Consider the following 25,083-nt stretch of genomic DNA (forward strand, 5'->3'; position numbering starts at 1 on the left):
TTTTCTTTGTTGTATCTTTGCCTCTCCATAAACCCCGCCTCCCGCGGAAAAAGGATATTACCGCTTCCGGCGCCGGGATTATGCTTTGCTCCGGTGATCATCCGGAACATACAGCACATATGAATACCGTACTACTAACCGGAGGAGCCGGCTTTATCGGCGGTCACCTTACCGAGCGGCTGCTGGCCGGCGGATACCGCGTGATCTGCGTGGACAACTTCGACGATTTCTATCCCGCCTCAGACAAGGAACATAATCTCAGCGGGGTATCCAACCATCCCAACTTCAGGCTGCTCCGGGAAGATATACTGGCGCTTACGCCGGACATGCTCGATGCCGCTACGGGCGACGGCAAGGTCGATATCATCGTACACCTGGCGGCCAAGGCCGGCGTACGGCCCAGCCTGGAGATGCCGGAAGCGTATTATCGCACCAACGTCTCCGGCACCCTCCATCTCCTGGAGCTGGCCCGGCGGAAAGCCATATCCCGTTTTATCTTTGGCTCTTCGAGCAGCGTGTACGGCGACAATCCAAAACAACCCTGGAAGGAAAGCGATACGGGACTGCGTCCCATCAGTCCCTACGGGGCCAGCAAGCTGGCGGGGGAAGAGATCGGCGCCGTATACGCGCATCTGTATGCGATACGGTTTATCGCCCTGCGGTTTTTTACCGTATACGGACCGCGGCAGCGCCCCGATCTGGCCATCCACAAATTCTACAACCGCCTCAGCCAGGGACAGGAGATAACACTATACGGTGACGGATCAACGGCGCGGGACTATACCTATATCGACGATATCGTGACGGGCATTGAAGCGGCAATGCAGTATGACAAAAACCCCTACGCCGTCTTTAACATCGGCAGCGGGCGGCCCTTGTCCCTGCAGGAAATGGTGACAGTACTGAGCGAAAGCATGCAGTGCAGGGCAAACATCCGTCATACCGGAGAACAGCCCGGGGATGTCAGAAAGACCTGGGCCGATCTGTCGCTGGCCCGGCAGGAGCTGCATTATAATCCCGGCATCTCCTTTCGGGAAGGCATAGCCGCATTTCTCGAATGGAAGAAGACTTCCGCTAACCCCACAAACCTTCATCCATGAAGGCGCAGACCAGGCTTCCGCTGTTGATAGCGGCGGGAATACTGCTTTTCTTTCTCCGGCTGGGGGGCACCAGCGTCTACCAGGTGGCCGAAGCGCGAAACGCCGAATGCGCCCGGGAGATGTATGAAAACGGGAATCCCGTTGTGCCGGTTTTCAACGGAGAGCTGCGCACCGACAAGCCTGCGCTGGAATATTTCGCCATGATGACCGCTTTTGCGGCCGGCGGCATCAGCGAAGGAAGCGCCAGGTTCTTTTCCGCGCTCTGTGGTCTGCTGGTGGTGATATTTACCTTCCTGCTGGCACGGAAATATGCCGGAGAGCGGGCAGCCTGGTGGTCTGCGCTCACGTTGCTGGCCTCCGTCCATACCATTGTCCAGTTTCGCCTGGCTACGCCCGACCCTTATCTTATCCTTTGCCATACCCTCTCGCTCTATTGCTTTATCGAAGGATGGCTTTCCCGCCGGCGAAGCTGGTGGATCGGCCTGTATTTCTTCCTGGGGCTGGCCATGCTGGCCAAAGGTCCCGTAGGCATCGCCCTGCCGGGGCTGACTATCTTCCTGTTCCTGCTGTTCAAAAAGCAATTCAGCTGGAAGGTGATCAAACGGCTGCAGCCCTGGTGGGGACTGCTGCTCATCCTGGTTGTGGCCGCTCCCTGGTATCTCCTGGTGCACCGGAAAACCGGGGGAGCCTGGACAAAAGGATTTTTCTTTGAGCACAATATCGGTCGCTTCAGCGATCCTACGGGCGGTCACGGCGGCATCTTCCTGCTTACGTTACTCTTTGTGCTCCTGGGCATGCTCCCTTTTTCCGTTTTTATCTTCCGCATCCTGCGGCACAGCTGGAAGCTGCGGAAAGAAAACGACCTGCTGCTGTTTGCCCTGATCGCCCTTTGTTGTGTGGTCGGTTTCTACATGCTTTCCCGCACCAAGCTGATCAATTATACTACCCCCTGTTATCCTTTTCTGGCCCTGCTCAGCGGACACTATCTTTCAAAGATCACGGCTCCGGGCGAGCTTCGGAGAAAACTGCTGCCGGAGCTGATTATTCTGCTTGTCTTCAGTCTGGCCATACCCGTGGGCATCTATTTCTGGACCCGCTCGCTGCCGGAGCTATCCGCTTTTGGCTGGATCGCTCTCTGCTTTTTATGCTTTCCTGCCGGTGTGCTGCTGGCCCTGTACCGCTACCGCCGCGGCGATACGGGCAAAAGCCTGACCGCTGTGGCGGGCGGATATATGCTGAACACGCTGCTGCTGTTTGCCTGGCCCTATCCCTTGCTGGATGCGCAGACGCCCATGCGAAAAGCCGAAGCGCTGCTGCAGGATGGCGCCCGGCCGGTAATGGTCTACAAGTCCTTTAACAATGCCTTCCTTTTCTATACCCGTTATCCCGTGACCGTTACCGATGAAACGGATAGTATAAGAAGCTTTATCCGGCAGCATCCGGACGGGCTGATCATCAGCGATACCGGTCACGGGGCTCCGCTGGACAGCCTGCCTGAACTGCAGCTGATCAGAAAGGACCACGAGATATTCAACTCGCATACTGCGGTGATCTATGGAGGAAAGGAAAAATATTGATCTTAAAAAACAAAGCCATGAAGCTTTCCGTTGTGATCACCTTGTTTAACGAAGCCGAAAATGTGGTGCTGCTGCTGGAGCGGGTAAAAACGGCGATGGCCGGCCAGGATTATGAACTGGTGCTGGTAGACGACGGCTCGCGGGACCAGACAGTAGCCCTGGCCCGGGAACATCTCTATGACAAGGTAAAGCTGGTTGTGCTGCAAAAAAACTACGGGCAGACCACCGCTATGGCGGCCGGCATCCGGGAAGCGCAGGGCGAATATATCGTCACGCTGGACGGCGACCTGCAAAACGATCCGGGGGATATCCCCATGCTCTATGAAAAGGCCCTCGCTGAAAACTGGGACGTGGTAGCCGGGCAGCGGCTGAACCGGAAAGACGGGCTGCTGCTCCGTAAGATACCCAGCCGCATCGCCAACTTCCTGATCCGGCGCATGACCGGCGTTCGCCTTCACGATTACGGCTGTACGTTAAAAATATTCCGGAAGGATATCGCAAAAAACCTCGGGCTGTACGGAGAGCTGCACCGGTTCATCCCCGTGCTGGCGGCCATGCAGGGCGCACGCATGACCGAAGTAGCGGTCCGGCATCATCCGCGGCTCTACGGCGAGTCGAAATACGGGCTGGGCCGAACCATCCGGGTGGTGAGCGACCTGCTGTTCGTTGTTTTCTTCCAGCGGTATTTTCCCCGCCCCATGCATTTCTTCGGACCGGCAGGCATGCTCATGTTCCTCGTGGGCCTGGTGATCAACGCCTACCTGCTGATCCTGAAACTGATGGGCAACCGTATCGGAGACCGGCCCCTGCTGATCCTGGGCGTCATCCTGCTGCTCGGAGGCCTGCAGATCATCCTTTTCGGCTTCCTGGCAGAGATCCTGATGCGCATTTATTACGAATCGCAGTCTAAGGAAAACTACAGGATCAAGGCGGTCCTCACCGGTAATGCCGCACTCAATGAATAAATGGCTGAAATGGACGCTGAAGATAGTAGTTACGGCGGCGGCCCTCTACCTCACCTTCCGGAAGGTGCAATGGCGGCAGACGGCGACGTTACTATTGTCTGCAGACGGGATATGGCTGCTGCCTGCCCTGCTCTTTTACAATGCATCCCAGTGGGCGAGCGCCTGGCGGCTGCAATATTTCTATGGCGCGCTGGAGTTGTTTCCCGGCTTTTATCTCAACCTGCGGCTGTATTACAGGGGCATGTTTTATAACCTGTTCCTGCCCGGCGGCATCGGGGGCGACGGGTACAAGATCCATTATCTGTTCCGCCGTTATCACAAGCCGGTAAGGGAGCTGCTCACCGCTACGCTGCTGGACCGGGTCAACGGACTGATTGTGCTGGGGCTGCTGATCGTGCTGATCGCCGGCAGCGGGCTCCTGCCTCAGGGACTGTTGCCTTTTCCGGCCTGGCTGCTGCCCGTAGCCTACCTGCTGGGGATGGTGTTGTTTGCCGCGCTGCTGCGCCGTTTTTTGGCCCGGTATTTCGAGGTGCTGCCCAGGACCACCCTAATCTCCGGGCTGGTGCAGGGACTGCAGCTGACTGCTATGATCTGCCTGATGAAAGCGCTGCATATTCATGGGCCGCTGTTGCCTTACCTGCTGCTGTTCCTCAGCAGTTCGATTGCTGCGGTGATTCCTTTTACCATCGGCGGCATGGGCGCCCGGGAGCTGGTTTTTATGGCCGGGGCTCCGCTGCTGGGCGCAGTGCCGGCGCAGGCCATTGCCGTGAGCCTGCTTTTCTTCCTGCTGACTGCCGTTAGCTCCCTGGCCGGCGGGTTTATAAGCGCAAGGAATGGCGACAACGCATCCTCCTGAATAAATAAGATTTGTTATCGCTGCCCGGCTCAAGCCAACGCTGCATTCTCCGTCTTTACAGGGAAGGGGAAGTTTCCACAAACAACCCAAGCGGCCCGGATGACATTTTTAACGGGCGGGACAAGAGGCCATCATTATCTCATGGAAGGGTACGGCCCAAACAGGGCGTCTGCCTACCGGGCGGCCTGCCGGTCGCTGCGGCGTCTTTTCCAGCCCTGGCGGTTCCCGCCTCCCGGTCTGTTGCTTCCTGTTGCGCTGCCGTTGCTTCCGGCAGATCTTCCGTTACCTCCGGCTGAATTTCCGTGACCTCCTGCCGGTCTTCCATGATGCCCGCGGGAGGGCTGCTGCGGTACCGGCTGCTGGGAAGCATTTATCACGCCGTCGTCATGATAGGGATGGGTTTCCACCACGGGGATGTTACGGGAAATGAGCTTGTGGATATCCCGCAGATAAGCCCTTTCCTCTCCATCGCAGAAAGAAAAGGCTGTGCCGCTGGCCCCTGCCCGGCCTGTCCGGCCGATACGGTGCACATATGTTTCGGGCACGTTGGGAAGCTCAAAATTGATGACGTGGGTCAGCTCGTCGATGTCGATGCCCCGGGCGGCGATATCGGTGGCCACCAGCACCCGCGTCTTCCGCGCTTTAAAGTTATTCAGCGCACGCTGACGGGCTTGCTGGGACTTGTTTCCATGAATAGCTTCCGCCGTGATACCTGACCGGTTCAGATCTTTTACCACCTTGTCCGCCCCGTGTTTGGTACGGGTAAACACCAATACCGTTTCGATCTCCTGCTGGTCTTTAAGCAGGTGAAGCAGCAGATGCTTTTTATCCTGTTTCTGCACAAAATAAACAGCCTGGCTGATGCTTTCTGCGGTCGAGGATACGGGGGTAACCTCCACCTTAACGGGATGGTCCAGTATGGCGCCGGCCAGCTTCTGGATCTCCGGAGGCATGGTGGCCGAAAAAAGCAGGGTCTGCCGCTGGTCCGGCAGCTGGGCGATCACGCGCTTGACATCATGCACAAAGCCCATGTCCAGCATACGGTCGGCTTCATCCAGTACAAAGAATCCAACGTCGCGCAGGCTGATATATTGCTGGTTGATCAGGTCCAGCAACCGTCCCGGTGTGGCCACCAGGATATCCACGCCTCTTTTCAGCGCCTGGGTCTGGGCATGCTGGGATACGCCTCCGAAAATAACGAGGTGCTTCAGATCGAGATATCGCCCGTAGGCCGCAAAGCTTTCATCGATCTGGATGGCGAGTTCCCGGGTAGGCGTCAGGATAAGCGCCTTTATGCGCCGGGGACCTTTGGCAGCGGATGCCCTTTCCTGGTGGAGCAGCTGCAGCAGCGGTATCGCAAAGGCGGCCGTTTTGCCGGTGCCCGTCTGGGCGCAGCCCAGAACGTCCCGCTGCTGAAGGATCAGCGGAATGGCTTGTTGCTGGATAGGTGTGGGTGTAGAATATCCTTTATCGCCCAGCGCTTTCAGCACCGGCGGGATAAGCTGTAATGATTCGAATGACAAATTTTTAATTTTTGGTGATTGAAATGGTGGTAAGGCTGCTGGTCGGGACCTGCACTTTACCCGCCTTACACATCATGCCTGCACGAAGCTTTGAGGACAAAACACAACAGGTGAGCATATAAGTGCTGCAAAGGTAATCAAAAACGGCGGATAATTGGCCTGCATTTTGATCTGTTTTTATCCTATTGTTTCACAACCATTTAAACCATCTGATCATGGCAAAGTATTCAAAAAAAAGCGGGGACAAGGTTGAAAAGGCCCTGCACGAAATGAAGGAGGGCAAGCTGAAGAGCGGCGGAAGCGGTAAAAAGGTGACCAGCCGTAAGCAGGCTATCGCGATCGGTCTGTCCGAAGCGCGGGAAGAAGGCGCCAAAGTCCCGAAGAAAGCATCTTCCAAAAAATCGGCTTCAAAGAAGTCGTCCTCAAAAAAGTCATCTTCAAAGAAAGCATCGTCGAAGAAATCGTCTTCGAAGAAAAGCAGCGTCAAAAAGAAAAGCAGCAAGAAATAAGCCTATCCTTCAGCCTGATGCATTCCGCCCCTGTACCCTTTTTCAGCAATGGGATATCAGGGGCGGATATATTTTTGTTCAGTTTACAAAGCGGTACATGCTCAGGAGGTTCCGGACCGCGTCATCCTCCTGGGAATTATAACGGGCGAAGTCGATCCCTGCCGTAAGACGGTTGAGGGTGTTATAAGCGATGATTTCATAATAGTCTATTTTACGGGAAGCAAGCAACAACCCGATATCACGGATATTGTCGTCGTATGGCGCATGGATCAGCTGGCGGATCTCGCGGAGAAGCCCTTCCATGGCATAACAGGTTTTCCCGCCCGGGGGCCTGCCCCACAGGGCAAAGATATCTTCCAGGCGGCGGATATGATCCAAGGTCTGCCGGTGGTGCAGGTCAAAGAAATCCCAGAGTTCGGATGAAGAAGATACGGAGCGCATTTCGGCAATCACCCCCAGCAGCTCCTGCTCCGCCCAGTAGGTCTTTTCGAGCAGGTTAAAGAAGAGCCTGGACAAATCTGCCTTCCTGCCAAAGGAAAGATAAACGGTCTTGTTTTCTCGGATATAGCTCATCGGGAATGATTTTGTCGGTTATTATTGGCATATCCCCTTCTCTTACTGAAATGATCCAAAACTTATACCAAGGCCGGCTTTTTCCTGTCGCTTCCGGCATGCAGACCGGTCCCGCCTGCACAAAACCGGGAGACACCCTTTAGGCCCCCGCGGCCCCCTTTTCGGAAAAGGACGTAGAAAAATATCCCCGGTCCGGAAAATACCGCCTCACTGTAACGGATATGGCTCCCGCCGGTCTGCTGCCGCCAAAGTACAACCAGCAAGCCGCAAATTCGGTGGCCGGCCGGAGGAGCAGCCCTTACGCAATACCGTTCCCTCCCCCAATGAAAAGCGGCTGTTCGTTCCGCTCCGGAAGGAAGAATCGGCCTGGTTCCGGAAAGAACAGCAATTTTTTTCCGGGAGCTCCCGGAAGGAAGAAAATGAGTATTTGCAAAATGAAATGAATCCGTTAACTTTGCCACCCCGATGACCCACCAGATACCCCCTTGAAGTCAGGGCCAGCGGGACAAAAATTTCGGGGAGTAGCTCAGCCCGGTTAGAGTACACGTCTGGGGGGCGTGTGGTCGCTGGTTCGAATCCAGTCTCCCCGACAGCAAGAAAGGCTCATGCGAAGCATGGGCCTTTTTATTTGGAGCGGATGGTAGAAAGCTTGCTTTCGGACAGCAGCGACAAATAAAAGCTGCAAAGCAGGCCTTTCCTGCTGTTTCCCCTTCCTCTTTGGATCAGTGCAGCTAATCCAGTCTCTCCGACAGAAAGAAAAGTGAAAATCGCCGCAGGCAATCCGATCTCCCCGACCCGGCCGGACAAGTTGGAATTTTCTCCGGGAACCACAGCATTAGATTCTGTATTACCTTTGCGGAATATAACTGCTAATCTAATTCAATGAAGAATATTTTTTCCGGGGAGTTTAAAATCGGTATCCTGGGGGGCGGACAGCTTGGGAAGATGTTGCTGCAAAAAGCACACGATTTTAACTTGCATATTGCAGTACTGGATCCTTCTGCTAATGCGCCGTGCAGAAATCTCTGCAATCGTTTTGTACAAGGTGATTTTAAAGATTTTAATACGGTTTATAATTTTGGGAAAGACCTCGACCTTATCACTATAGAATTTGAAGATGTGAATGTGGAAGCGCTCGAAGCGCTTGAAAGAGAAGGGAAGCAGGTCTATCCCCAGCCTGCTGTGTTAAGGATCATTCAGAACAAGGGGTCACAGAAGTCATTTTATCAACAGCACAAAATTCCCACTTCGCCCTTTGTGCTGATAAAGAACCGCGATGATATCGCTCAAGCCGATATTGATTTTCCCGTATTTCAAAAGTTGCTTACTTCCGGCTATGATGGCTATGGTGTACAATTTTTAGAAAATAAAAACACCCTTCAAAAAGCCTTCGATGCACCCAGCGTTTTGGAACAAAGCGTTGATCTGGAAAAAGAGCTTTCCGTAATAGTAGCCAGAAATGCCAAGGGTGAAGTCGCGCATTTTCCTCCGGTAGAGATGGAGTTCAATCCTGAAGCCAATATGGTTGCATATCTTTTCTCCCCGGCCGGCATTTCTCCCGAAACGGAAAAGAAAGCGGTTTCAATAGCAAGAACTATCGTCGAGAAAATGAAAATGGTAGGGTTACTGGCCGTGGAAATGTTCCTTTCAAAAAAAGGAGAATTGCTGGTAAACGAAGTGGCGCCAAGGCCACACAATAGCGGCCACCAAAGCATTGAGGGAAACAGCACATCACAATATGAGCAGCATTTGCGGGCTATTCTCAACCTGCCGATCGGCAATACTGCGATTATACAACCTTCCGTAATGGTAAATCTGTTAGGGGAAAAAGGCTATCGCGGCAAAGCTATTTATGAAGGCGTGGAAGAGGTTTTAAAAATAGACGGCGCTCATATCCATTTATATGGAAAATATGAAACAAGGCCATTTCGTAAGATGGGACATGTCAGCATTGTAGCTCCTTCATTGGAAGAAGCAAAAATGAAGGCTAAAAAAGTAAAAAGCGCATTAAAAGTAATCGCATAAAATACAACCCAAAAATGGAAGCAAAAGTAGGCGTTATTATGGGCAGCCAATCCGATCTCCCGGTGATGCGGGGAGCAACAGAAATGCTCGAAAAATTTAATATCCCTTATGAAGTTGAGATCGTTTCTGCGCATCGTACTCCTGAAAAAATGCTTGCCTATGGAAAAGAAGCAGAAAAGAAGGGTTTGAAAGTAATTATCGCAGGGGCGGGAGGCGCAGCTCACCTGCCTGGAATGGTGGCGGCAACTTCTACTTTACCGGTAATCGGAGTACCGATAAAATCCAGTAATTCTATAGATGGTTGGGATTCCGTTTTATCTATTTTGCAAATGCCGAACGGAGTACCCGTAGCTACCGTGGCACTGAATGCTTCAAAAAATGCAGGCCTGCTTGCGATACAAGTTTTAGCCACAGCCGACGTATCCCTAATGAAAGCACTTTACAACTATAAGGAAGAGCTGAAAGAGCAGGTGGCCAAGATGAATAAGGATTTAGACAAGTAAGGCCGGGATGAGCCTTTATCTCCGCTAAAACGCCAACTCCCCTGTGTCAATATCAATAATTGTAGTGTCGCATTTAGCCGCTTTTATTTTGAAAATGACGGCTTAGTCCTGCACTATGCGCAGGCTAATAATTATAGCAGGTACTTCTCCATATAAAGTTTATATTTACTTAAGCGGCCGGGAAACGGATCAGTGGTACTGAGCAGGTGTCGTATACAGCATATTAAATTATCATTATGATGAGGCGGATTGGCCAAAGAAGCCGAAAATATATACATCTTTATGATACATAAATCCTGATACAGGGTCGGTTCCTTCTCAAAAGCCTTAAATCAACGGTATGGTCGAATCAACTATCAAAATCAGGCCATTTCTGCCTGTTTTATTGTTGGCAATCTGCTGCCATATTCAGATTACCGTATATGCACAAAACGGCAATACCATAAAGGGGCAGGTAAATGATGAAGACGGACAACCGGTTGCCGACGCCACTGTTCTTGCAAAGAACCAAACCACCGGCGGAACTTCCGTTACACAAACAGATTCTTCGGGGATCTTCACTTATCGCAATTTACCCGAAGGAGGTTCTTATTCATTTATGATTTCACGGATAGGTTTTCAACCGCAGACCCTATCTGGTTATAGCATACCCTCCGACACCGTCATCTCTTTAGTGATCAGGCTAAAATCGACAGCGAACGATTTAAACGAAGTTATTGTTACCGGACGTGCCGGCGCAAGAAATCGGACCAAACTCGAAACAAGCTATTCGGTGACGGATATAGGGTACAATGCGCTTAGCCTGCAGGCTCCCACAAGCGTTACCGAGACCTTAAAATCAGTACCGGGTTTCTGGGTTGAATCGTCCGGAGGTGAGGCGAGCGGAAATGTAAGGGCAAGAGGCGTGCCTGTGGACGGTTACGGATCGATCCAGTTACTGGAAGACGGCATTCCCGTACAGCACGATCCGGCATTAGGCTATCTGAATGCGGACCAGGCATTCCGCTTCGACGAAACCATTCAATCTATTGAAGTTGTTCGGGGCGGCCCTTCTTCTGTCTTTTATTCAAATGCACCGGCAGGAGCAGTAAACTACATTCCCCGCACCGTCGGCAATAGAACGGAAGGTATTTTTAAACTAAGTCTGGGAAGCGATAATCTTTATCGAGGAGACTTTTGGGTAGGAGCCCCTATCGGTGACGGATGGAAGTTTGCTACAGGAGGGTTTTACCGCGTCGGGACAGGAGTACGCGATCCAGGCTACAGCGGCAACCATGGCGGACAGATCAGAGTCTCTATCGGTAAGAAATGGGAAAAATCATCGTTCGATGTTGATTTTAAGCATTTGGACGATGATGTGGTTTTTTATTTAGGTATTCCTATGACGCATAAAAACGGCAAAATAACAGCTGTACCCGGATTTAACGGCAACTATGGAACAGTGGCAGGACCGGAAACAGAAAAAGTAAATATGATTCAGGGAGACGGCAGCACTTACAATTTTGACAATACGGTTGGCACGGCTGTAAAAAGAAACCAGCTGACCGCTAAGTTTAAGACTGAGCTTTTTAATGACTGGATTTTAAAAAATACGCTTCGTTACGATAACACACAAACACAGCGTAACGGCGTATATCCGAATTCTTTAGAAAGCGCCGATTCGCTTCTTTCAAGTCAAGCAGGGCTGATAGCGACCGTTCCGGGCGCGCAGAAATTGGCTTTGCGCTATGTAACTACAGGCACGCCGTTTAATGCTGCTGACCAAAACGGCAACGGTCTTGTTATCATAGGAGGGATGAGAGGCCTTACATTACCGGTCAGGGAAGTTACAAATGATTTTCATGTCTCGCATGTTTTTGTTACAGGTTCCTCAAAGCATGATTTTAACTTCGGATACTATTACGCTCATTTCGATGAAGACTTCAACCGGTATTCCTCAAGCGCATTACTGGATGTTCAGGATAATGCAAGATTGCTGGATCTTGTAGCCGTCGGCGCCAATGGAGACACCCTAAAATCATTTACCGATAACGGAATATACCAATACGGATATGAGTTTGCGGATGCTCACGGCGAACAGACAACCCATGCCGTTTATATAAGTGATGAATGGCAGATAACGAATGCGCTGCGTATTGACGGCGGATTGCGTTGGGAGAATGCACAGACGGAAGGCATTGTAGAAAAGACAAAGGTTGCAAACTTAGGAACTTTTGCTACCTCTAAAATATTAACCGGAAGCGGAATATTCCAAAGCTATAACCGGCATTTTAACTACACCACGTGGACACTGGGAGCAAATTATCAGTTTTCGGATAACATGGGCGCATTCGCCAGATATACTTCTGCCGCACGTATTCCCGGGCTGGGCGCTTATGTAACCAATGCTACTGCAGCGCCTGTTACCCAAACAATGAAACTCGGCGAAATAGGATACAAATACAGCGCTTCTAAACTTTCCTTTTACGGTACAGGATTCTGGACAAAATATAATAATGTAGGCTTTACAAACTATGTTTTTAATCTGGACGGATCTAACACGCAAGAAAACCTCTATGCAAATACACAGACTTTCGGCCTTGAACTTGAAGCTGGCTATTATCCTGTAAAATGGTTTGATATTTCAGCAACATCTACATTACAGCATGCCCAATATAAGGGATATGTCTATACCGATAATTCCGGGAACTTAATCAATTATAACAACAACCAGCTCATCAGGATACCGGCAGCCTCGTTAAGAGTGGTTCCGGGGTTTAATCTTTTTGCCGACCATCTTCGCCTGCAAACTGTAATAGAATACGAAGCAAAACGCTATGTAGATGTTGCAAACTCAGTGGTTCTTCCAGGCTATACAAAAATTGATATAAATGCTCAGGCAAATCTCACGGACAAAATCTCGATTTTCGGGGTTATAGATAATCTTGGTAATTCCTTAGGTCTTACCGAAGGGAATCCGCGCCAGGGAGAGTTCCAAAGCAGTGATGCAGGTGCCACTTCATTCATAGCACGTCCATTGCTTGGCAGAAGCTTTAAAGTTGCTTTCAGGTATAAGTTTTAAGATCACTGTAATACTTGAATACCTCCGCCGGCGGTTGATGCTACAAAGCATCACGGGCGGAGCGGGAATCTCTTTTTTCTGCCTTTAGGACGAAAATTATAAAAATTGTTTGGAAATAATAATTTTCGTCCATAAATTCGTGTACGTACACGCTCCGTCTGATCAGCAACCACCCGGAAATTGCTTTGGCGTGCCCATAGAGAATGCAGCGTTCTGATAGACCAGGCAGCATACGAAAGGGAATGGACCGCCTTTTGCACAAGTGGTCTTCTCTCCTATTAATGTCATGAAACGTAATATGGATAAGGGATAAGTAGAAAACATACCTATAGAATATAGCAAGAAGTCCCGGTCGTAAAGAGCACTGACGGCAGCGTGGAAATAGTCCTTTTTTGTCTTTCGTGATGGAAACATAAATTTTTACCGGAAATAATAATTTCCGTCTATAGGTACGTGTACGTACACGATTTTACGATCCGAGTGGCTTCTCCGGCTATAGTGCAAGCAGTAAGTAGGATTTCGTATTTGATATCATGCCATTATAAACCTTTAATGCGTTAAGTTCTACTTTTTATGACAACATCATTTTTCCTTCGAAGGAAGACATGGAAAACTTTCTTCATCCTCTTCTTCGGTGCATTTTCGTCCGCAAGTGCGCAAAAGAAAACTATTACGGGAACGGTTTATTCCTCAACAGACCGGAATCCGATTCCCGGTGTGACTGTACAGATACAACATTCAAACAACGGAGCGGTTACCAATGCCGCGGGACAATTTCAACTTGAAAACGCCTCGGCAGCCGACACCCTGATTGCTACCTATGTAGGCTATGAGGTGAAAAAAATCCCCGTGGGAAACCAGACTACTTTAGAGATGTCCCTTTCTCCCAGCGCTTCACAGCTGGACCAGATCGTAGTAATCGGATACGGAACGGCAAAGAAAAAGGACCTAACCGGCGCAATTACCAGAATCGACATGAGCGATAAGATGAATAACGCGAATGTCAATCTTCTTCAGAGCCTGGCCGGAGCCGCTGCCGGTCTGAATGTAGACCAGGGAGGAGGAGCTGCCGGCAACCCGGGCTTTTCTATCAGGGGACAAACATCCCTGTCCGGTTCTGTTCAGCCGCTGATTGTACTGGACGGCGCCATTTTCTACGGAAATATAGACGACATCAATCCCAATGATGTAGAATCGGTAGATGTGCTTAAAGGCGCCAGCGCAGCAGCCGTGTATGGCCGCCGGTCCGCAAACGGTGTCCTGATCATTAATACCAAAAAAGGGAGAGCAGGAAAATCTGTCTTTTCCCTCAGCGCATATGCCGGTTTCCAGGGGATGACGAACAACCCGGTCCGGGAAATGAACGGAGATGAGTTTGCGCTCAGACTGCTTGACTGGACCTGGGAAAGGGATGTATATAATTGGTATGCAACCCATCCTACCAGTGAGGCGGGAAGACCCGCGAGGCCTGATGCAACCGACAGGGAGACGGTAGCCTCCTTTCTGAGAACCCCTGAAGAAAAGAAAAACTATCTGGCAGGAAAGGGGACCGATTGGGTGGATGAGGTGCTGCGCCAGGCCCCGATGCAGAACTACGACATCAGTCTGACCGGGGGCTCTAAAGATGGCATAACCTATTATTTGTCCGGTTCGTTCTCAAACATAAAAGGTATCCAGAAAAATGATCAGTTTAAACGGTCTACCGTACACAGCAGCTTAAGCGACAAGATAAACGACTGGCTGGAGATCGGATTGGACGCTACCTACAGCCACCGGGATAACTCAGGTATTCCGGCCAGCCTGAGCGCGGCAAGGGTGGCCAGTCCGCTGCAGCTGAATAATCCTTTGGGAAGTCCCGATTATCAGATTTATTTGGGCGGGGAATTGTATCAGGTTTACCCGCTTGTATATACTTATGCAGATAATTCGGATATAAGGACCAACCTGTTCTCAGTGGGAACGATCAATATCAACATTCCCTGGGTAAAGGGACTGAAATATACCCTGCGATATTCCCGTCTGCATCAAACAGAGAACAACAATACCTTTTACAGTGACAAAACCATCAATGGGGTGGATAATAATGGCGAGGCGGTAAAAAATCCGATTGAATCCAATAACTGGATCCTGGATAATATCGTTAACTATTCCAATTCATTCGGAGACCACGAGATAAATGCCACGCTCCTTTTCAGCCGGGAAAAAGGAACGGGCAGCTCTTCCACGCTTTCTGCCACCGACTTTGGCATCGAAAACCTCGGATATAACGACATGGAGCTGGGTCAGTTTCCCGTGGTTGCTTCGACGGCTTATGAAGAAAACAGCCTCTCCTACATGGCCCGGGGGAACTATAGCTACCGGTCAAAATACCTGCTTACCGGGACGGTTCGTAAAGACGGCTATTCCGGTTTTTCACCCAATCACAAATGGGCGACGTTTCCTTCCGTAGGCGCAGGATGGGTGCTTACAGAAGAACCCTTTCTGAAAGATAAAGGGTTTTATCTGAAGCTCAGGCTTTCTTACGGTATCAACGGGAATCAGGGAATAGGAAGATACGCCAGCTTTTCTCAAATGAATACCTATGATTATGTGTATGGCTCACAGACCGCCATCGGCATTTATCCCACCACATTGGGCAATAAAGAATTGACCTGGGAGAAAACCAGTTCTACGGACCTCGGAATCGACTTTAACTTTTTGCACAACAGAATTGCAGGCTCCGTTGATCTTTACACCGGCAAGACAAAGGATGTATTGGTTGAAAGGCAGATACCCAGGGCCTCCGGATATACTTCCGTATGGTCGAATCTGGGACAGATCAGTAATAAGGGGATCGATCTGGAGATCAATAGCGTAAATGTCAAAGGCGCTTTTAACTGGACGACCAAATTTACCTTCTCCCTGAACAGGAATAAGATCCAAAGATTGTACGGAGACGGAGGGGATAAGGATATCGGTAATTCCTGGTTTGTGGGAGAACCTATTAAATCCATATACGATTATAAGATATTGGGGGTATGGCAGGAGCAGGATCTTTTCAATAAAAACATTTATGAAGGATGGTATCCGGGACAGTTTAAATATGCAGATATAAATAATGATGGAAAGATCGAACCGGTCAACGACAGGGAAATAATCGGATATGCGTCGCCAAGTTACCGGTTCAGCCTTGCCAATATGCTATCCTATAAAAACTTCACGCTTTCCATTTTTATTAATTCTATTCAGGGCGGGAAAAAATACTATTTAGCCAACAATTTCGCGATGGTCAACCCCGCTTATGATTTTTCATTCCGGATGAATACGCCGGCCATTAATCCGTATTGGAGACCGGATAGGCCGACCACGAATACGACCGGGATCTATAACACGCCGCCGGTTGAAAGCGGCATCTATCAAAGCAGGAGCTTTGTAAGGCTGCAGGATATCTCCCTGAGCTATTCCCTGCCGAGCGAGCTGATCCATAAAATTAACATACAGAGCGCCCAGGTATATGTATCCAGTAAAAATCCCTACGTCTGGACGAAATGGCAGGGATGGGATCCCGAAACCGGCACGAGCGATACCCCACTTATGAGAAATATCATTTTCGGACTAAGACTGAGCTTTTAGCGCTTCCAGATCCATTAACCCTGCGTTCTATCAAATTTAAATTGCCAAGTCATGTATAGAAGTATAAAGATAACCGACCTGAGATATGGAATATGGCTTATTATGGCTGTATTGGCCCTATCCGTTTCATTCACTTCATGTAATCAAAATATCCTCGATGAGGAGCCGCTTGATTTCCTCACACCGGAGAATGCCTATGTGGACGAGGCGGGTGCGGAAGAAGGCATAAATGCTATTTATGGAAGAGTGGCTTTCCACTATTTTTCCTATTCTGATTTTGGTGTGATGATGTGGGCGACTATGGGATCAGACGAAGGATATACAGGTGAAGACCCCTCTTTTACCGTTTATCTTAATTCATATAAGCTCATGACGCCCACCTCCAGATGGGTCGTGGATACCTGGAATGCCGGGTTCGAAATTATCAATATGGCCAATGTGCTGATTGATAGAATTGAAAAAGCCGACTCTTCCTTATTCAAGAATGGCGCCGAAGGCAAAAACGAATACATTGCCGAAGCCAGGTTTTTCAGGGCCTGGTCGTACCGGTATCTCGTATCGACCTATGGAGCGGTTCCGCTGCTGACCCAACCGGTACAGGAGGCAAAAGTGGATTTCAGACGTGATTCTGTAGATAAGATCTACGGACAGATGGTGGAGGATTACCAATTTGCAGCCACTCATTTACCCAAGCCCGGACAGGAGGCCGCACCGGGCCGGCTGACCCAGGGCCCTGCCTGGCATTATCTCGGTGAAACGTATCTGGAAATGCATAAACCGGACTTGGCCGTTCAGGCCCTTTCCCATGTGGTTGATGATTACAACTATCATCTGATGACCAACCGTTTTGGAACAAAGCTCGGGCATGATATTTTTGGAGACGGAGATGCTTATTATGATCTTTTTACCAATGGCAATCAAAATTTGCAGGAGAATACCGAAGCAATGTGGGTAATACAGGTAGAACCCTTTATTGAGGGCGGCGGCATGTTATCTACGGCCTATATCTTCGGGCCGCGTTACTTCGATATAGGACCGACTCCCGATAATCAAAAAGCCATTTTAGGAGGAATGTATAACGGGGCGTATACAGGCTATTCGGATACGTTAAGTCGCGGTACGGCGGAATGTCGCGGAACAAACTACATCTATTATGATATATGGGGCAATGCAAAGGGAGATACCCGGCATGAGAATTATAATATGCTGAAGCATGTGTATTGTGACAATCCCGCTTCTAAATATTATAAAAAGCCAATGGACGAATGGATCCATGATTACGGACCTTCCCGTCCCAATATGCTGGACACCACCAAGATCATCTGGCCGGCGATACATACCAAATTCCTGGACCCGTTCAATTATCCCACATTGCCTTCTTTAGGCGGGGCAGGAAGAACTTTTAAAGACTGGTATGCCTTGCGCTTTGCCTCCACATTACTGCTGCGGGCTGAAGCCTATGTCGATATGAACCGGCCGGACCTTGCCGCAGCAGACATCAATAAGGTCAGGGCAAGGGCGCATGCGGCGCCGGTAAATCCGGGAGATGTTACTATTGACTATATATTGGATGAGCGGGCCAGGGAGTTATACGGCGAGGAGTGGAGACTGGTTACCTTACGCCGTACGGGAAAGTTTTATGAAAGGGTGAAAAAATATAATGACAACCCTCTGTTTCCCGGCGCTGAAGTTCAGCCTTTCAATATGCTCTGGCCCATTCCCCAGCAGGAAATTGATCTGAACAGCGGCGCTGATTTTCCGCAAAATCCGGGGTATTGAACTTAATCGGCGGGATTATATGACTTACAGGACTTCCATGGCTTTAATCGCGTTGCTCGTATTCCTGTCCGGCGCCATCATTCCCCAAAACCATACCCTGCTTTCCTATATCGATGCTTCAGGGCGGTCCAGGAGGATAAAAACCAAAGCAGAATGGAAAATAAAACAGCGCCAGATACGCGACAGCATGCAGGCCGTCATGGGGCCGCTACCCGACAGGAGCCATCTGCCGCCCATGAACATTCAATATATCGATAGTTTAAACGGGGGGAATTATTTCCGGTACACGATAACGTTTACCGTAGCGGAGCATGAAAATATCTCCGCTTATTTATATGTCCCTGTCCGACCCGGCGCCGGCGATAAATTTCCCGCTATGCTCGCCCTGCACCCGACCGGCCCGCTCGGGAAGAAGATCGTCGACGGGCAGGGCGATCTGCAAAACCGGGCCTATGCCAGGGAACTGGCAGAAAGGGGTTACGTGGTGATCGCGCCGGATTATCCCGATTTCGGCGACCTGAAAGATTATGATTTCAAAACAGACCGGTACTTGTCGGGAACAATGAAAAACGTCTTCGATGACATGCGCTGTATCGACCTGCTCCAGGAAAGGGCTGATGTCGACCCCGGACGCATAGGTGTGATCGGACATTCGCTGGGCGGGCACAGCGCGATGTTCGTCGGCGCATTTGATACCCGGCTGAAAGTAATTGTATCCAGTTGCGGCTGGACTCTCCTGCATGATTATTTCAACGGAGACCGGGAAGCGGAAAAGAAATACGGCGGTAAGCTGTGGCCCTGGGCCCAGGAACGATACATGCCTTTATTCCGGGATAAATATGATCTTGATCCCGACAAAGTACCTTTTGACTTCGACGAGGTGATCGCTGCGATCGCCCCCAGGGCTTTTTTCTCCAATTCTCCCCTGCATGATGCCAACTTCAACGTCGACGGCATAAGGCAAGGAATAGTCCGTGTGTCAAAAGTATATGACTTTCTGCATGCGCGGGGCAATCTTCAGGTCTGTTATCCGGAGAGCGAGCATGATTTCCCAACGGAAGCCCGTTTACAGGCATACCGGTTCATTGACAAAATATTAAATCATACAGCAGTCCATCCCTCACAGATCAAGTAGAAAAATTTCCTTTTAAGATGACGAAGCGGTTATCAGTGATAGTATTAAGTATGATCTTATCACCGGTGGGGGCATCGGCGCAGTATAAGTCAACCTGGGTCGTCGAAAATCCGCACGCCCAATGGCAAGCCCGGGATTCCCAGGGTGAGCTTGTCTTCAAGAGCCGGTTATGGATCCTGGGCGGATGGTTCGATTCTTATGCAAAACCGCCCCGGGATGTATGGAGTTCCGGAGATGGACGGTCCTGGAAGCTCGTCAATAAATCGGCGCCCTGGATACACAGTGATCTCGCGATGTCTGTGGCGTTTAGGAATAAGATGTGGATGATGGGAGGATGGTATAACGGAAGACTGAAAGGGCATTCGGCTTCTAATGAAGTATGGTCGTCCAAAGATGGCGTTCATTGGAAATTGAAGACAAAACAGGCAACCTGGACGCCGAGATTAGCGGCGGCCCTGATCGTATTTAAAGGAAAGCTCTGGTTGCTGGGCGGTACGGAAGATTATTATTTCGGGGATGCAAAGAGTCTTAAAAACGACGTATGGTATTCATCCGATGGTAAAAACTGGAAGCTCGCAACCGGCCACGCCCCCTGGTCGCCCCGCGCCTATCTGCAGGCAGCGGTACTCAACGGGAAATTGTATATTTTCGGCGGCGGAAATTATGTCCCGGAATATCATGCCCGAAACGATGTCTGGAGTACGGAAGACGGCGTCCACTGGACCGAAGTCTGTCATCAGGCTCCATGGCATGAAAGGATATGGTTCTCTTCAGTAGTATACCGGAACTGTATATGGGTCATGGGCGGATGGTCAAATGATCCGTCGAAAAACTGGTCCGACATCTGGTATTCCAAAGATGGTAAGGATTGGAAAGAACTTAAACCGGCGGTAACCTGGCAGGCAAGACATGAAGCTTCCGCATTTGTTTTTGATGATAAGATATGGATAGCCGGCGGCAATACCCCACCGCTCGTCAATGACATCTGGTCGCTGAAGCTACCCAAAGACTGGTAATTACAAGTTGCCCCCTCCCTCAAAATCGGCTTTGTGAGATATAAATTCCGCCGATAAATATCGTACTATTGCAATGCAAATTCGATGATCTCAGCGGCTGAATACGACAGGTATTGAAGCCGGGCCGATCCCTGTTTATACAAAGCTTATTTTTATAACATCGCCAAATAATGAAGCAAACGATTTTTCTGCTTTTTATCGGTATCTATCTTATACCCGACAGCAGCTACGGACAAAACGGAAGGATCCAAACAGACAACCGGTTAAAAACATTTATGGATACTGCGGTACAAAAAGCTGCCGTTGCATACATGCAGGACGGGAATGCAAACGGAATTTCAATTGGCATTTATTACCGGGGAAACAAATACGCATACAACTATGGAGAAGTAGAAAAAGGCAGCGGAAAGTTGCCTACCGCGCAAACCTTTTATAACTTGGGATCAGTGGCCAAAACCTTTATAGCCACCATGCTTTCGGAAGCCGTAATAGAGCACAAAGCCAATCTCAAAGATGATATCCGGAAATATTTACCGTACCCATATCCTAATTTACAATATCAAGGTCATCCGGTCAGGTTGGTGGACCTCGCCAACCATACCTCCGCCCTGCCGCTGCAGTTTCATGTCTTTCCAGAAGCTATTTTAGACAGTATCGGAAAATTAGACCGGGCAGCGCAAACCCATTATTTTAACGGCTACAATGAGGACAGCCTGCTTGCCGATCTGCATCATATAAAGCCAGACACCATCCCCGGTTTTAAGTACCAGTACAACGGAAATGCAATGCTGCTTTTACAACTTTTGATAGAAAGGATTTATCATCAACCCTACGAACAGGTTGTCACGCATTATTTGAAGACTAATTTGGGAATGCATCATACAAAGACATGGCTGACCGACGATGAAATAAAACAGCTTGCCCAGGGATATGATGCCCATAACACGCCCCAGCGTTATATAAATTATACAGGATTTACAGGCGGACCATCCATGAACGCTACGGTCAGCGACATGCTTATTTACCTGCAGGCAAATATTGAGGAGAAAGACCGTGCGGTTAAACTTACCCACCGGATTACATGGGGAAATAAAGATGGCTTTGCCATAGGATTGGGATGGATGATGAATACCAGCGACGGTGAAGAATATGTCTTCCATGAGGGGCATACAGGAACCGGATTTAATACACATTGCATCTTTTATCCGAAGCAAAAAACGGGAATCATTATCATCGTAAACGACAACATCAACCAGGACAATGTAAGCCGGATGGGCGACGCGATAAAAGCCGCGCTTGATAAACAAACGAAATGATGTTAAAAGCTGCTGAAAAAAACCAAAGACGGCGTAGCCAGCGCACCGCCGCACGCTTATCGGCTGACTGTTACCGGCTTTGAAAATCCTTTACATTCGCTTTTGTCACGAGCTGAAAAGGGATGTAGTTAATGTGTTTTACAGTATCCCCCCGGATAAGCCGGCAGGCAAGGTCAACCGCGGAAGCGCCCTGTCCCCCGGCATCCTGATAAACGGTGGCGATCATCCTGCCGTCAGCCACTGCCCGCAATGCATCTTGGATGGCGTCTATGCCGATTACATGGATCGTATGTTGCTTCCCCGCTCCTGCTATCGCTTTGGCAACCCCCAGCGCCATCTCGTCATTTTCCGCAATGACGGCATTGACCTCACGATTGGAAGAAAGTATGTTCTCCATTACCGACAGCGCAGCGGATCTGCTCCAGTTAGCGGTCTGATCGGCTGTAATCTTGATGTCCGGGAACCTGGAAACGATCTCCCGTATGCCTTTGGTTCGCTGTACTTCCGCGGAATGGCCATATACACCGTGAATCAGGACAATATTCCCCTTTCCGTTGAGTACCTTCATTATTTCCGAAGCCTCGATGCGGCCGGCTTCCTCATCGGGGGACCCTACAAAAGCGGATGCTTTTTCCAGGTTTGCGACCAGGGAGTTGACCACTACTACCGGCTTATGCTCCCGCACAGCAATATCTACGGCCGGAGCAGAGCCCTGCTCGTCGGCAGGGTTCAGGATAATAGCATCCACATCGCGGGAAACAAAATTCTCAATATGGGATATCTGCTTTTCAGCCCGGCCTTGCGCATCCAGCTCAACGAGCTTGACATGCGATCTTTTTGCTTCCGCACGGATGGCATCCTGCAACCTAATGATAAACTCATTCTGCAGGTCCTGGTAGGAAACGCCGATAACAAGCTGATGGGGTCCTTTATCCCGCAGATTACATCCGGAAAAGGAAATCAACAACGAAACAATACCGGTAACTACACTATATCTGAAGCCGCTTTTCATGTCAATATCATTATTTATTGCAGCAATATTTAATTTCTGGACCGCTTGTCCAGCAGCACCGCCAGCACGATGATCGCGCCTTTGACAACCTGCTGCCAGTAGGAGGATACATTGAGCATATCGAGCCCGTTATCCATTACCCCCATGATCAGCGCGCCTACAACGGTTCCCGAAATTGAGCCTACGCCGCCAAATAAGCTGGTACCGCCAATAACCACCGCCGCAATGGCATCGAGTTCATACCCTTCTCCCATGGCCGGCGACCCGGACATTACCCGCGATGACAGTACAATACCTGCCACTCCGGCCAAAGCCCCCATGATCACATAAGTCCAGATAAGAATACGAGTGGTATTAATTCCCGATACCCGCGCAGCCAGTTCATTCCCCCCTATGGCATACACATACCGGCCGAAACGGGTATATCGCAGCACAAAGACGCCTGACAAAACAATCACCAGAAAAATGATGACCGGTACCGGTATCCCGGCCAGGTATCCGCCTCCGATCTGATTATAGGAATCACTTAAATTAATGATCGGGCGGCCGCTTGAATAAACCAATGCCACCCCTCTGGCTACTGACATCATCGCCAACGTCACAATAAAAGGTGCAAGCCTCTTTTTTGCGATCAGCACGCCGTTGAGCGCACCGCAAGCGCAGCCGACCAGCAAGCCGATCAGCAGGGAAAGGATCAGGGGATACTCGCCCGGATGCGCCAGGGAAGTAGCCGCCACGGCCGACAGCGCTAACACCGAGCCTACAGACAGATCGATCCCCGCAGTGATGATCACAAACGTCATTCCTACCGCAAGTATGCCATTGACGGCGGTCTGACGCAATACATTGACGATATTTGAGGGTTTTATAAAGGGAGGAAAAGCGATAGTAAGCGCCCCCACCAGTATCAGAAAGGCGCAGTAGATCCCATATTTTGAAAAAAAAGTATCCGCCTTCTTCCAGTTGCTTATTTCGGACATATTGCCAATTTACTCATGGTTAGTTATGTATCAGTAACGGTTCATTACCCATAGCCGCTTTCATGATCCGTTCCTGATCAAATGCGCTCCTTTCAAATTCCCCGCTTATCCTGCCTTGATATAAAACAATGACCCTGTCGCAAAGCCCCAATATCTCCTCCAGTTCGGATGAAACCATAAGGACAGTCTTCCCCTGCTCCGCCAGCTCACAGATCATTTTATAAATCTCGGCCTTAGCGCCGATGTCGATTCCCCGGGTAGGCTCATCAAAGATGATGATTTCGGGATCTGTCAGCAGCCACTTGGCTACGACCACCTTCTGCTGATTCCCCCCGCTCAGGGTATGCACAAGCTGGCGGTGATCCCTTGTCTTTATACGCAGCTTCCCGATTTCCGTATCCGTAATCGACCGTTCTGTTTTAAATCTTATGAATTGATTGAGCCGGCTGAGCTTTTTCAAATTTACCAGGGTAATGTTATCCTTTACTGATCCTTTTAGGTTAAGTCCCTTTTGCTGCCGGTCCTCCGTAATCAAGGCAACATGATGCCTTATCGCATCTCGTGGTGATTGCATGCGGACCGGCTTTCCGTTGATCCTGATACCTCCTGCTTCCGCACGCCGCAAACCAAAAACCGCCTCCATGATCTCGGACCTTCCGGCGCCCAGCAATCCGGCAAAGCCCAATATTTCCCCCTTCCTGGCTTTAAAGCTGATATCCCGGAACAACCCTTTTTTCGTCAGGCCCTCCACTGCCAGGGATACATCGCCTGTCCTTACATTCTTTTTGGGAAACATGTCGCTGATCTGACGGCCTACCATCAGCTTTACCAGCGTATCATGATCCAGCTGATCAGCGGGCCGCGTTTCAATGTACCGGCCGTCCCGGAGCACCGTAACGGTATCGCAAACCCGGAATATCTCGTCCATCTTGTGCGAAATATAAATGATCCCGATACCTTTTGATCTAAGATTATAAATGATCTCAAACAGCTTTGCAGCCTCCGTTCCGGTAATGGCCGAGGTAGGTTCGTCCATGATGATAATCCGGGCGTTGTAGGATACCGCCTTTACGATCTCCACCATCTGTGTTTCGGCAATGGACAAGGCACGCATTTTTAGATCGGGATCAAGGGACAGGTTCAATGCGCCAAGCAGCTCCCGGGTGATCTGCCGCTGTTTCCCCGTATTGACAATGCCCATGAATCGGTGGCATGGCTCCTTACCCAAAAAAATATTCTCAGCGACCGTCATCTCCCGCACGGGGCTCAGCTCCTGATGGATCATGGAGATGCCGAGGTCAAGCGCGGTTTTCGGCGTTTCGATGTCCGCCAGCATCCCATTTAGAAAAATCTGTCCCGCATCTTTTTTACATATGCCTGCCAGTACCTTCATCAGGGTTGATTTCCCGGCCCCGTTCTCCCCCATTAAAGCATGCACTTCTCCTCTTTCCAGGGCGAAGTCCACTGCATCCAACGCGGTCACTCCCGAGAATGACTTCGAAATCCCCCTCATGCGCAACAAAGGTTTATTGAAATCAGCC

18 protein-coding genes and 1 tRNA gene are annotated in these 25,083 nt (G+C 49.9%); 14 read left to right on the forward strand and 5 right to left on the reverse strand.

The window, feature by feature from the left end; genetic code table 11:
• Positions 1-119 precede the first annotated feature (119 nt).
• Genes ABD851_RS07855 through ABD851_RS07870 form a run of 4 tightly spaced genes read left to right on the forward strand, consistent with a single transcriptional unit; the run spans position 120 to position 4,498 of the window.
• Positions 120-1,100 (forward strand): NAD-dependent epimerase/dehydratase family protein, encoded by a 981-nt coding sequence (locus ABD851_RS07855; protein ID WP_344977950.1) that lies wholly within the window; start codon positions 120-122, stop codon positions 1,098-1,100.
• Complete coding sequence (locus ABD851_RS07860; protein ID WP_344977952.1) at positions 1,097-2,677, forward strand: ArnT family glycosyltransferase; 1,581 nt, start codon at positions 1,097-1,099, stop codon at positions 2,675-2,677. Before ABD851_RS07855 ends, ABD851_RS07860 begins: the two co-directional genes overlap by 4 nt.
• 17 nt (positions 2,678-2,694) lie before the next feature.
• Positions 2,695-3,642, forward strand: coding sequence for a glycosyltransferase family 2 protein (locus ABD851_RS07865; RefSeq protein ID WP_344977954.1), 948 nt, complete (start codon positions 2,695-2,697; stop codon positions 3,640-3,642).
• Positions 3,635-4,498 (forward strand): lysylphosphatidylglycerol synthase transmembrane domain-containing protein, encoded by an 864-nt coding sequence (locus tag ABD851_RS07870; RefSeq protein WP_344977956.1) that lies wholly within the window; start codon positions 3,635-3,637, stop codon positions 4,496-4,498. Before ABD851_RS07865 ends, ABD851_RS07870 begins: the two co-directional genes overlap by 8 nt.
• 173 nt (positions 4,499-4,671) lie before the next feature.
• Here the strand turns inward: ABD851_RS07870 and ABD851_RS07875 are convergent, their stop codons facing one another.
• Positions 4,672-6,021 (reverse strand): DEAD/DEAH box helicase, encoded by a 1,350-nt coding sequence (locus ABD851_RS07875; RefSeq protein WP_344977959.1) that lies wholly within the window; start codon positions 6,019-6,021, stop codon positions 4,672-4,674.
• A gap of 215 nt (positions 6,022-6,236) precedes the next feature.
• Here ABD851_RS07875 and ABD851_RS07880 point away from each other — a divergent pair, with 215 nt between their 5' ends.
• Positions 6,237-6,530 carry a DUF6496 domain-containing protein gene (locus ABD851_RS07880; RefSeq protein WP_344977961.1) on the forward strand — a complete coding sequence of 98 codons (294 nt, stop codon included), beginning with the start codon at positions 6,237-6,239 and terminating at the stop codon, positions 6,528-6,530.
• Positions 6,531-6,608: 78 nt separating this feature from the next.
• On the opposite strand, the gene ABD851_RS07885 is transcribed toward ABD851_RS07880, so the two are convergent.
• Complete coding sequence (locus ABD851_RS07885; RefSeq protein WP_344977963.1) at positions 6,609-7,103, reverse strand: DUF892 family protein; 495 nt, start codon at positions 7,101-7,103, stop codon at positions 6,609-6,611.
• A gap of 515 nt (positions 7,104-7,618) precedes the next feature.
• On the opposite strand from ABD851_RS07885, the gene ABD851_RS07890 reads away from it, so the two are divergent.
• The 9 genes from ABD851_RS07890 to ABD851_RS07930 all read left to right on the forward strand — a co-directional run bounded on the left by ABD851_RS07890 (position 7,619) and on the right by ABD851_RS07930 (position 21,550).
• Positions 7,619-7,693 (forward strand) — tRNA-Pro (locus ABD851_RS07890).
• 292 nt (positions 7,694-7,985) lie between these two features.
• The gene (locus tag ABD851_RS07895) at positions 7,986-9,128 is read left to right on the forward strand and encodes a 5-(carboxyamino)imidazole ribonucleotide synthase (RefSeq protein WP_344977965.1); all 1,143 of its coding nucleotides are present in this window, start codon (positions 7,986-7,988) and stop codon (positions 9,126-9,128) included.
• Between the two features lie 14 nt (positions 9,129-9,142).
• A complete protein-coding gene (purE, locus tag ABD851_RS07900) occupies positions 9,143-9,631 on the forward strand; it encodes a 5-(carboxyamino)imidazole ribonucleotide mutase (RefSeq protein ID WP_344977967.1) in 489 nt (162 codons plus the stop codon).
• Between the two features lie 340 nt (positions 9,632-9,971).
• The gene (locus tag ABD851_RS07905) at positions 9,972-12,692 is read left to right on the forward strand and encodes a TonB-dependent receptor (RefSeq protein WP_344977969.1); all 2,721 of its coding nucleotides are present in this window, start codon (positions 9,972-9,974) and stop codon (positions 12,690-12,692) included.
• 573 nt (positions 12,693-13,265) lie between these two features.
• Positions 13,266-16,304, forward strand: coding sequence for a SusC/RagA family TonB-linked outer membrane protein (locus tag ABD851_RS07910; protein ID WP_344977971.1), 3,039 nt, complete (start codon positions 13,266-13,268; stop codon positions 16,302-16,304).
• A gap of 102 nt (positions 16,305-16,406) precedes the next feature.
• A complete protein-coding gene (locus tag ABD851_RS07915; RefSeq protein WP_344977973.1) occupies positions 16,407-18,083 on the forward strand; it encodes a RagB/SusD family nutrient uptake outer membrane protein in 1,677 nt (558 codons plus the stop codon).
• 19 nt (positions 18,084-18,102) lie between these two features.
• Positions 18,103-19,218: an alpha/beta hydrolase gene (locus ABD851_RS07920; protein ID WP_344977975.1), complete on the forward strand. Its 1,116-nt coding sequence runs from the start codon at positions 18,103-18,105 to the stop codon at positions 19,216-19,218.
• A gap of 50 nt (positions 19,219-19,268) precedes the next feature.
• Positions 19,269-20,234 carry a Kelch repeat-containing protein gene (locus ABD851_RS07925; protein WP_344977977.1) on the forward strand — a complete coding sequence of 322 codons (966 nt, stop codon included), beginning with the start codon at positions 19,269-19,271 and terminating at the stop codon, positions 20,232-20,234.
• Between the two features lie 170 nt (positions 20,235-20,404).
• On the forward strand, positions 20,405-21,550 hold the full coding sequence (locus ABD851_RS07930; RefSeq protein ID WP_344977979.1) for a serine hydrolase domain-containing protein: 1,146 nt from the start codon (positions 20,405-20,407) through the stop codon (positions 21,548-21,550).
• A gap of 70 nt (positions 21,551-21,620) precedes the next feature.
• Here ABD851_RS07930 and ABD851_RS07935 read toward each other — a convergent pair whose 3' ends face one another.
• From ABD851_RS07935 to ABD851_RS07945, 3 genes are read right to left on the reverse strand one after another with little or no spacing between them, the layout of a single operon-like run.
• Positions 21,621-22,562, reverse strand: a complete 942-nt coding sequence (locus tag ABD851_RS07935) for a substrate-binding domain-containing protein (RefSeq protein ID WP_344977981.1) — start codon at positions 22,560-22,562, stop codon at positions 21,621-21,623.
• A 29-nt stretch (positions 22,563-22,591) separates the two neighbouring features.
• Positions 22,592-23,542, reverse strand: coding sequence for an ABC transporter permease (locus ABD851_RS07940; protein ID WP_344977983.1), 951 nt, complete (start codon positions 23,540-23,542; stop codon positions 22,592-22,594).
• A gap of 19 nt (positions 23,543-23,561) precedes the next feature.
• Positions 23,562-25,055, reverse strand: a complete 1,494-nt coding sequence (locus ABD851_RS07945; RefSeq protein WP_344977985.1) for a sugar ABC transporter ATP-binding protein — start codon at positions 25,053-25,055, stop codon at positions 23,562-23,564.
• Positions 25,056-25,083: the final 28 nt, after the last annotated feature.

This window comes from Compostibacter hankyongensis (assembly GCF_039541075.1).
Taxonomy (GTDB): Bacteria; Bacteroidota; Bacteroidia; order Chitinophagales; family Chitinophagaceae; genus Compostibacter; species Compostibacter hankyongensis.

What these genes read in the sequence shown, in the direction of transcription:
- ABD851_RS07855 (WP_344977950.1), top strand. Translation starts at nt 120, where the DNA reads ATGAATACCGTACTACTAACCGGAGGAGCCGGCTTTATCGGCGGTCAC.
- ABD851_RS07860 (WP_344977952.1), top strand. Translation starts at nt 1,097, where the DNA reads ATGAAGGCGCAGACCAGGCTTCCGCTGTTGATAGCGGCGGGAATACTG.
- ABD851_RS07865 (WP_344977954.1), top strand. Translation starts at nt 2,695, where the DNA reads ATGAAGCTTTCCGTTGTGATCACCTTGTTTAACGAAGCCGAAAATGTG.
- ABD851_RS07870 (WP_344977956.1), top strand. Translation starts at nt 3,635, where the DNA reads ATGAATAAATGGCTGAAATGGACGCTGAAGATAGTAGTTACGGCGGCG.
- ABD851_RS07880 (WP_344977961.1), top strand. Translation starts at nt 6,237, where the DNA reads ATGGCAAAGTATTCAAAAAAAAGCGGGGACAAGGTTGAAAAGGCCCTG.
- ABD851_RS07885 (WP_344977963.1), bottom strand. Translation starts at nt 7,103, where the DNA reads ATGAGCTATATCCGAGAAAACAAGACCGTTTATCTTTCCTTTGGCAGG.
- ABD851_RS07895 (WP_344977965.1), top strand. Translation starts at nt 7,986, where the DNA reads ATGAAGAATATTTTTTCCGGGGAGTTTAAAATCGGTATCCTGGGGGGC.
- purE (WP_344977967.1), top strand. Translation starts at nt 9,143, where the DNA reads ATGGAAGCAAAAGTAGGCGTTATTATGGGCAGCCAATCCGATCTCCCG.
- ABD851_RS07905 (WP_344977969.1), top strand. Translation starts at nt 9,972, where the DNA reads ATGGTCGAATCAACTATCAAAATCAGGCCATTTCTGCCTGTTTTATTG.
- ABD851_RS07910 (WP_344977971.1), top strand. Translation starts at nt 13,266, where the DNA reads ATGACAACATCATTTTTCCTTCGAAGGAAGACATGGAAAACTTTCTTC.
- ABD851_RS07915 (WP_344977973.1), top strand. Translation starts at nt 16,407, where the DNA reads ATGGCTGTATTGGCCCTATCCGTTTCATTCACTTCATGTAATCAAAAT.
- ABD851_RS07920 (WP_344977975.1), top strand. Translation starts at nt 18,103, where the DNA reads ATGACTTACAGGACTTCCATGGCTTTAATCGCGTTGCTCGTATTCCTG.
- ABD851_RS07925 (WP_344977977.1), top strand. Translation starts at nt 19,269, where the DNA reads ATGATCTTATCACCGGTGGGGGCATCGGCGCAGTATAAGTCAACCTGG.
- ABD851_RS07930 (WP_344977979.1), top strand. Translation starts at nt 20,405, where the DNA reads ATGAAGCAAACGATTTTTCTGCTTTTTATCGGTATCTATCTTATACCC.
- ABD851_RS07935 (WP_344977981.1), bottom strand. Translation starts at nt 22,562, where the DNA reads ATGAAAAGCGGCTTCAGATATAGTGTAGTTACCGGTATTGTTTCGTTG.
- ABD851_RS07940 (WP_344977983.1), bottom strand. Translation starts at nt 23,542, where the DNA reads ATGTCCGAAATAAGCAACTGGAAGAAGGCGGATACTTTTTTTTCAAAA.
- ABD851_RS07945 (WP_344977985.1), bottom strand. Translation starts at nt 25,055, where the DNA reads ATGAGGGGGATTTCGAAGTCATTCTCGGGAGTGACCGCGTTGGATGCA.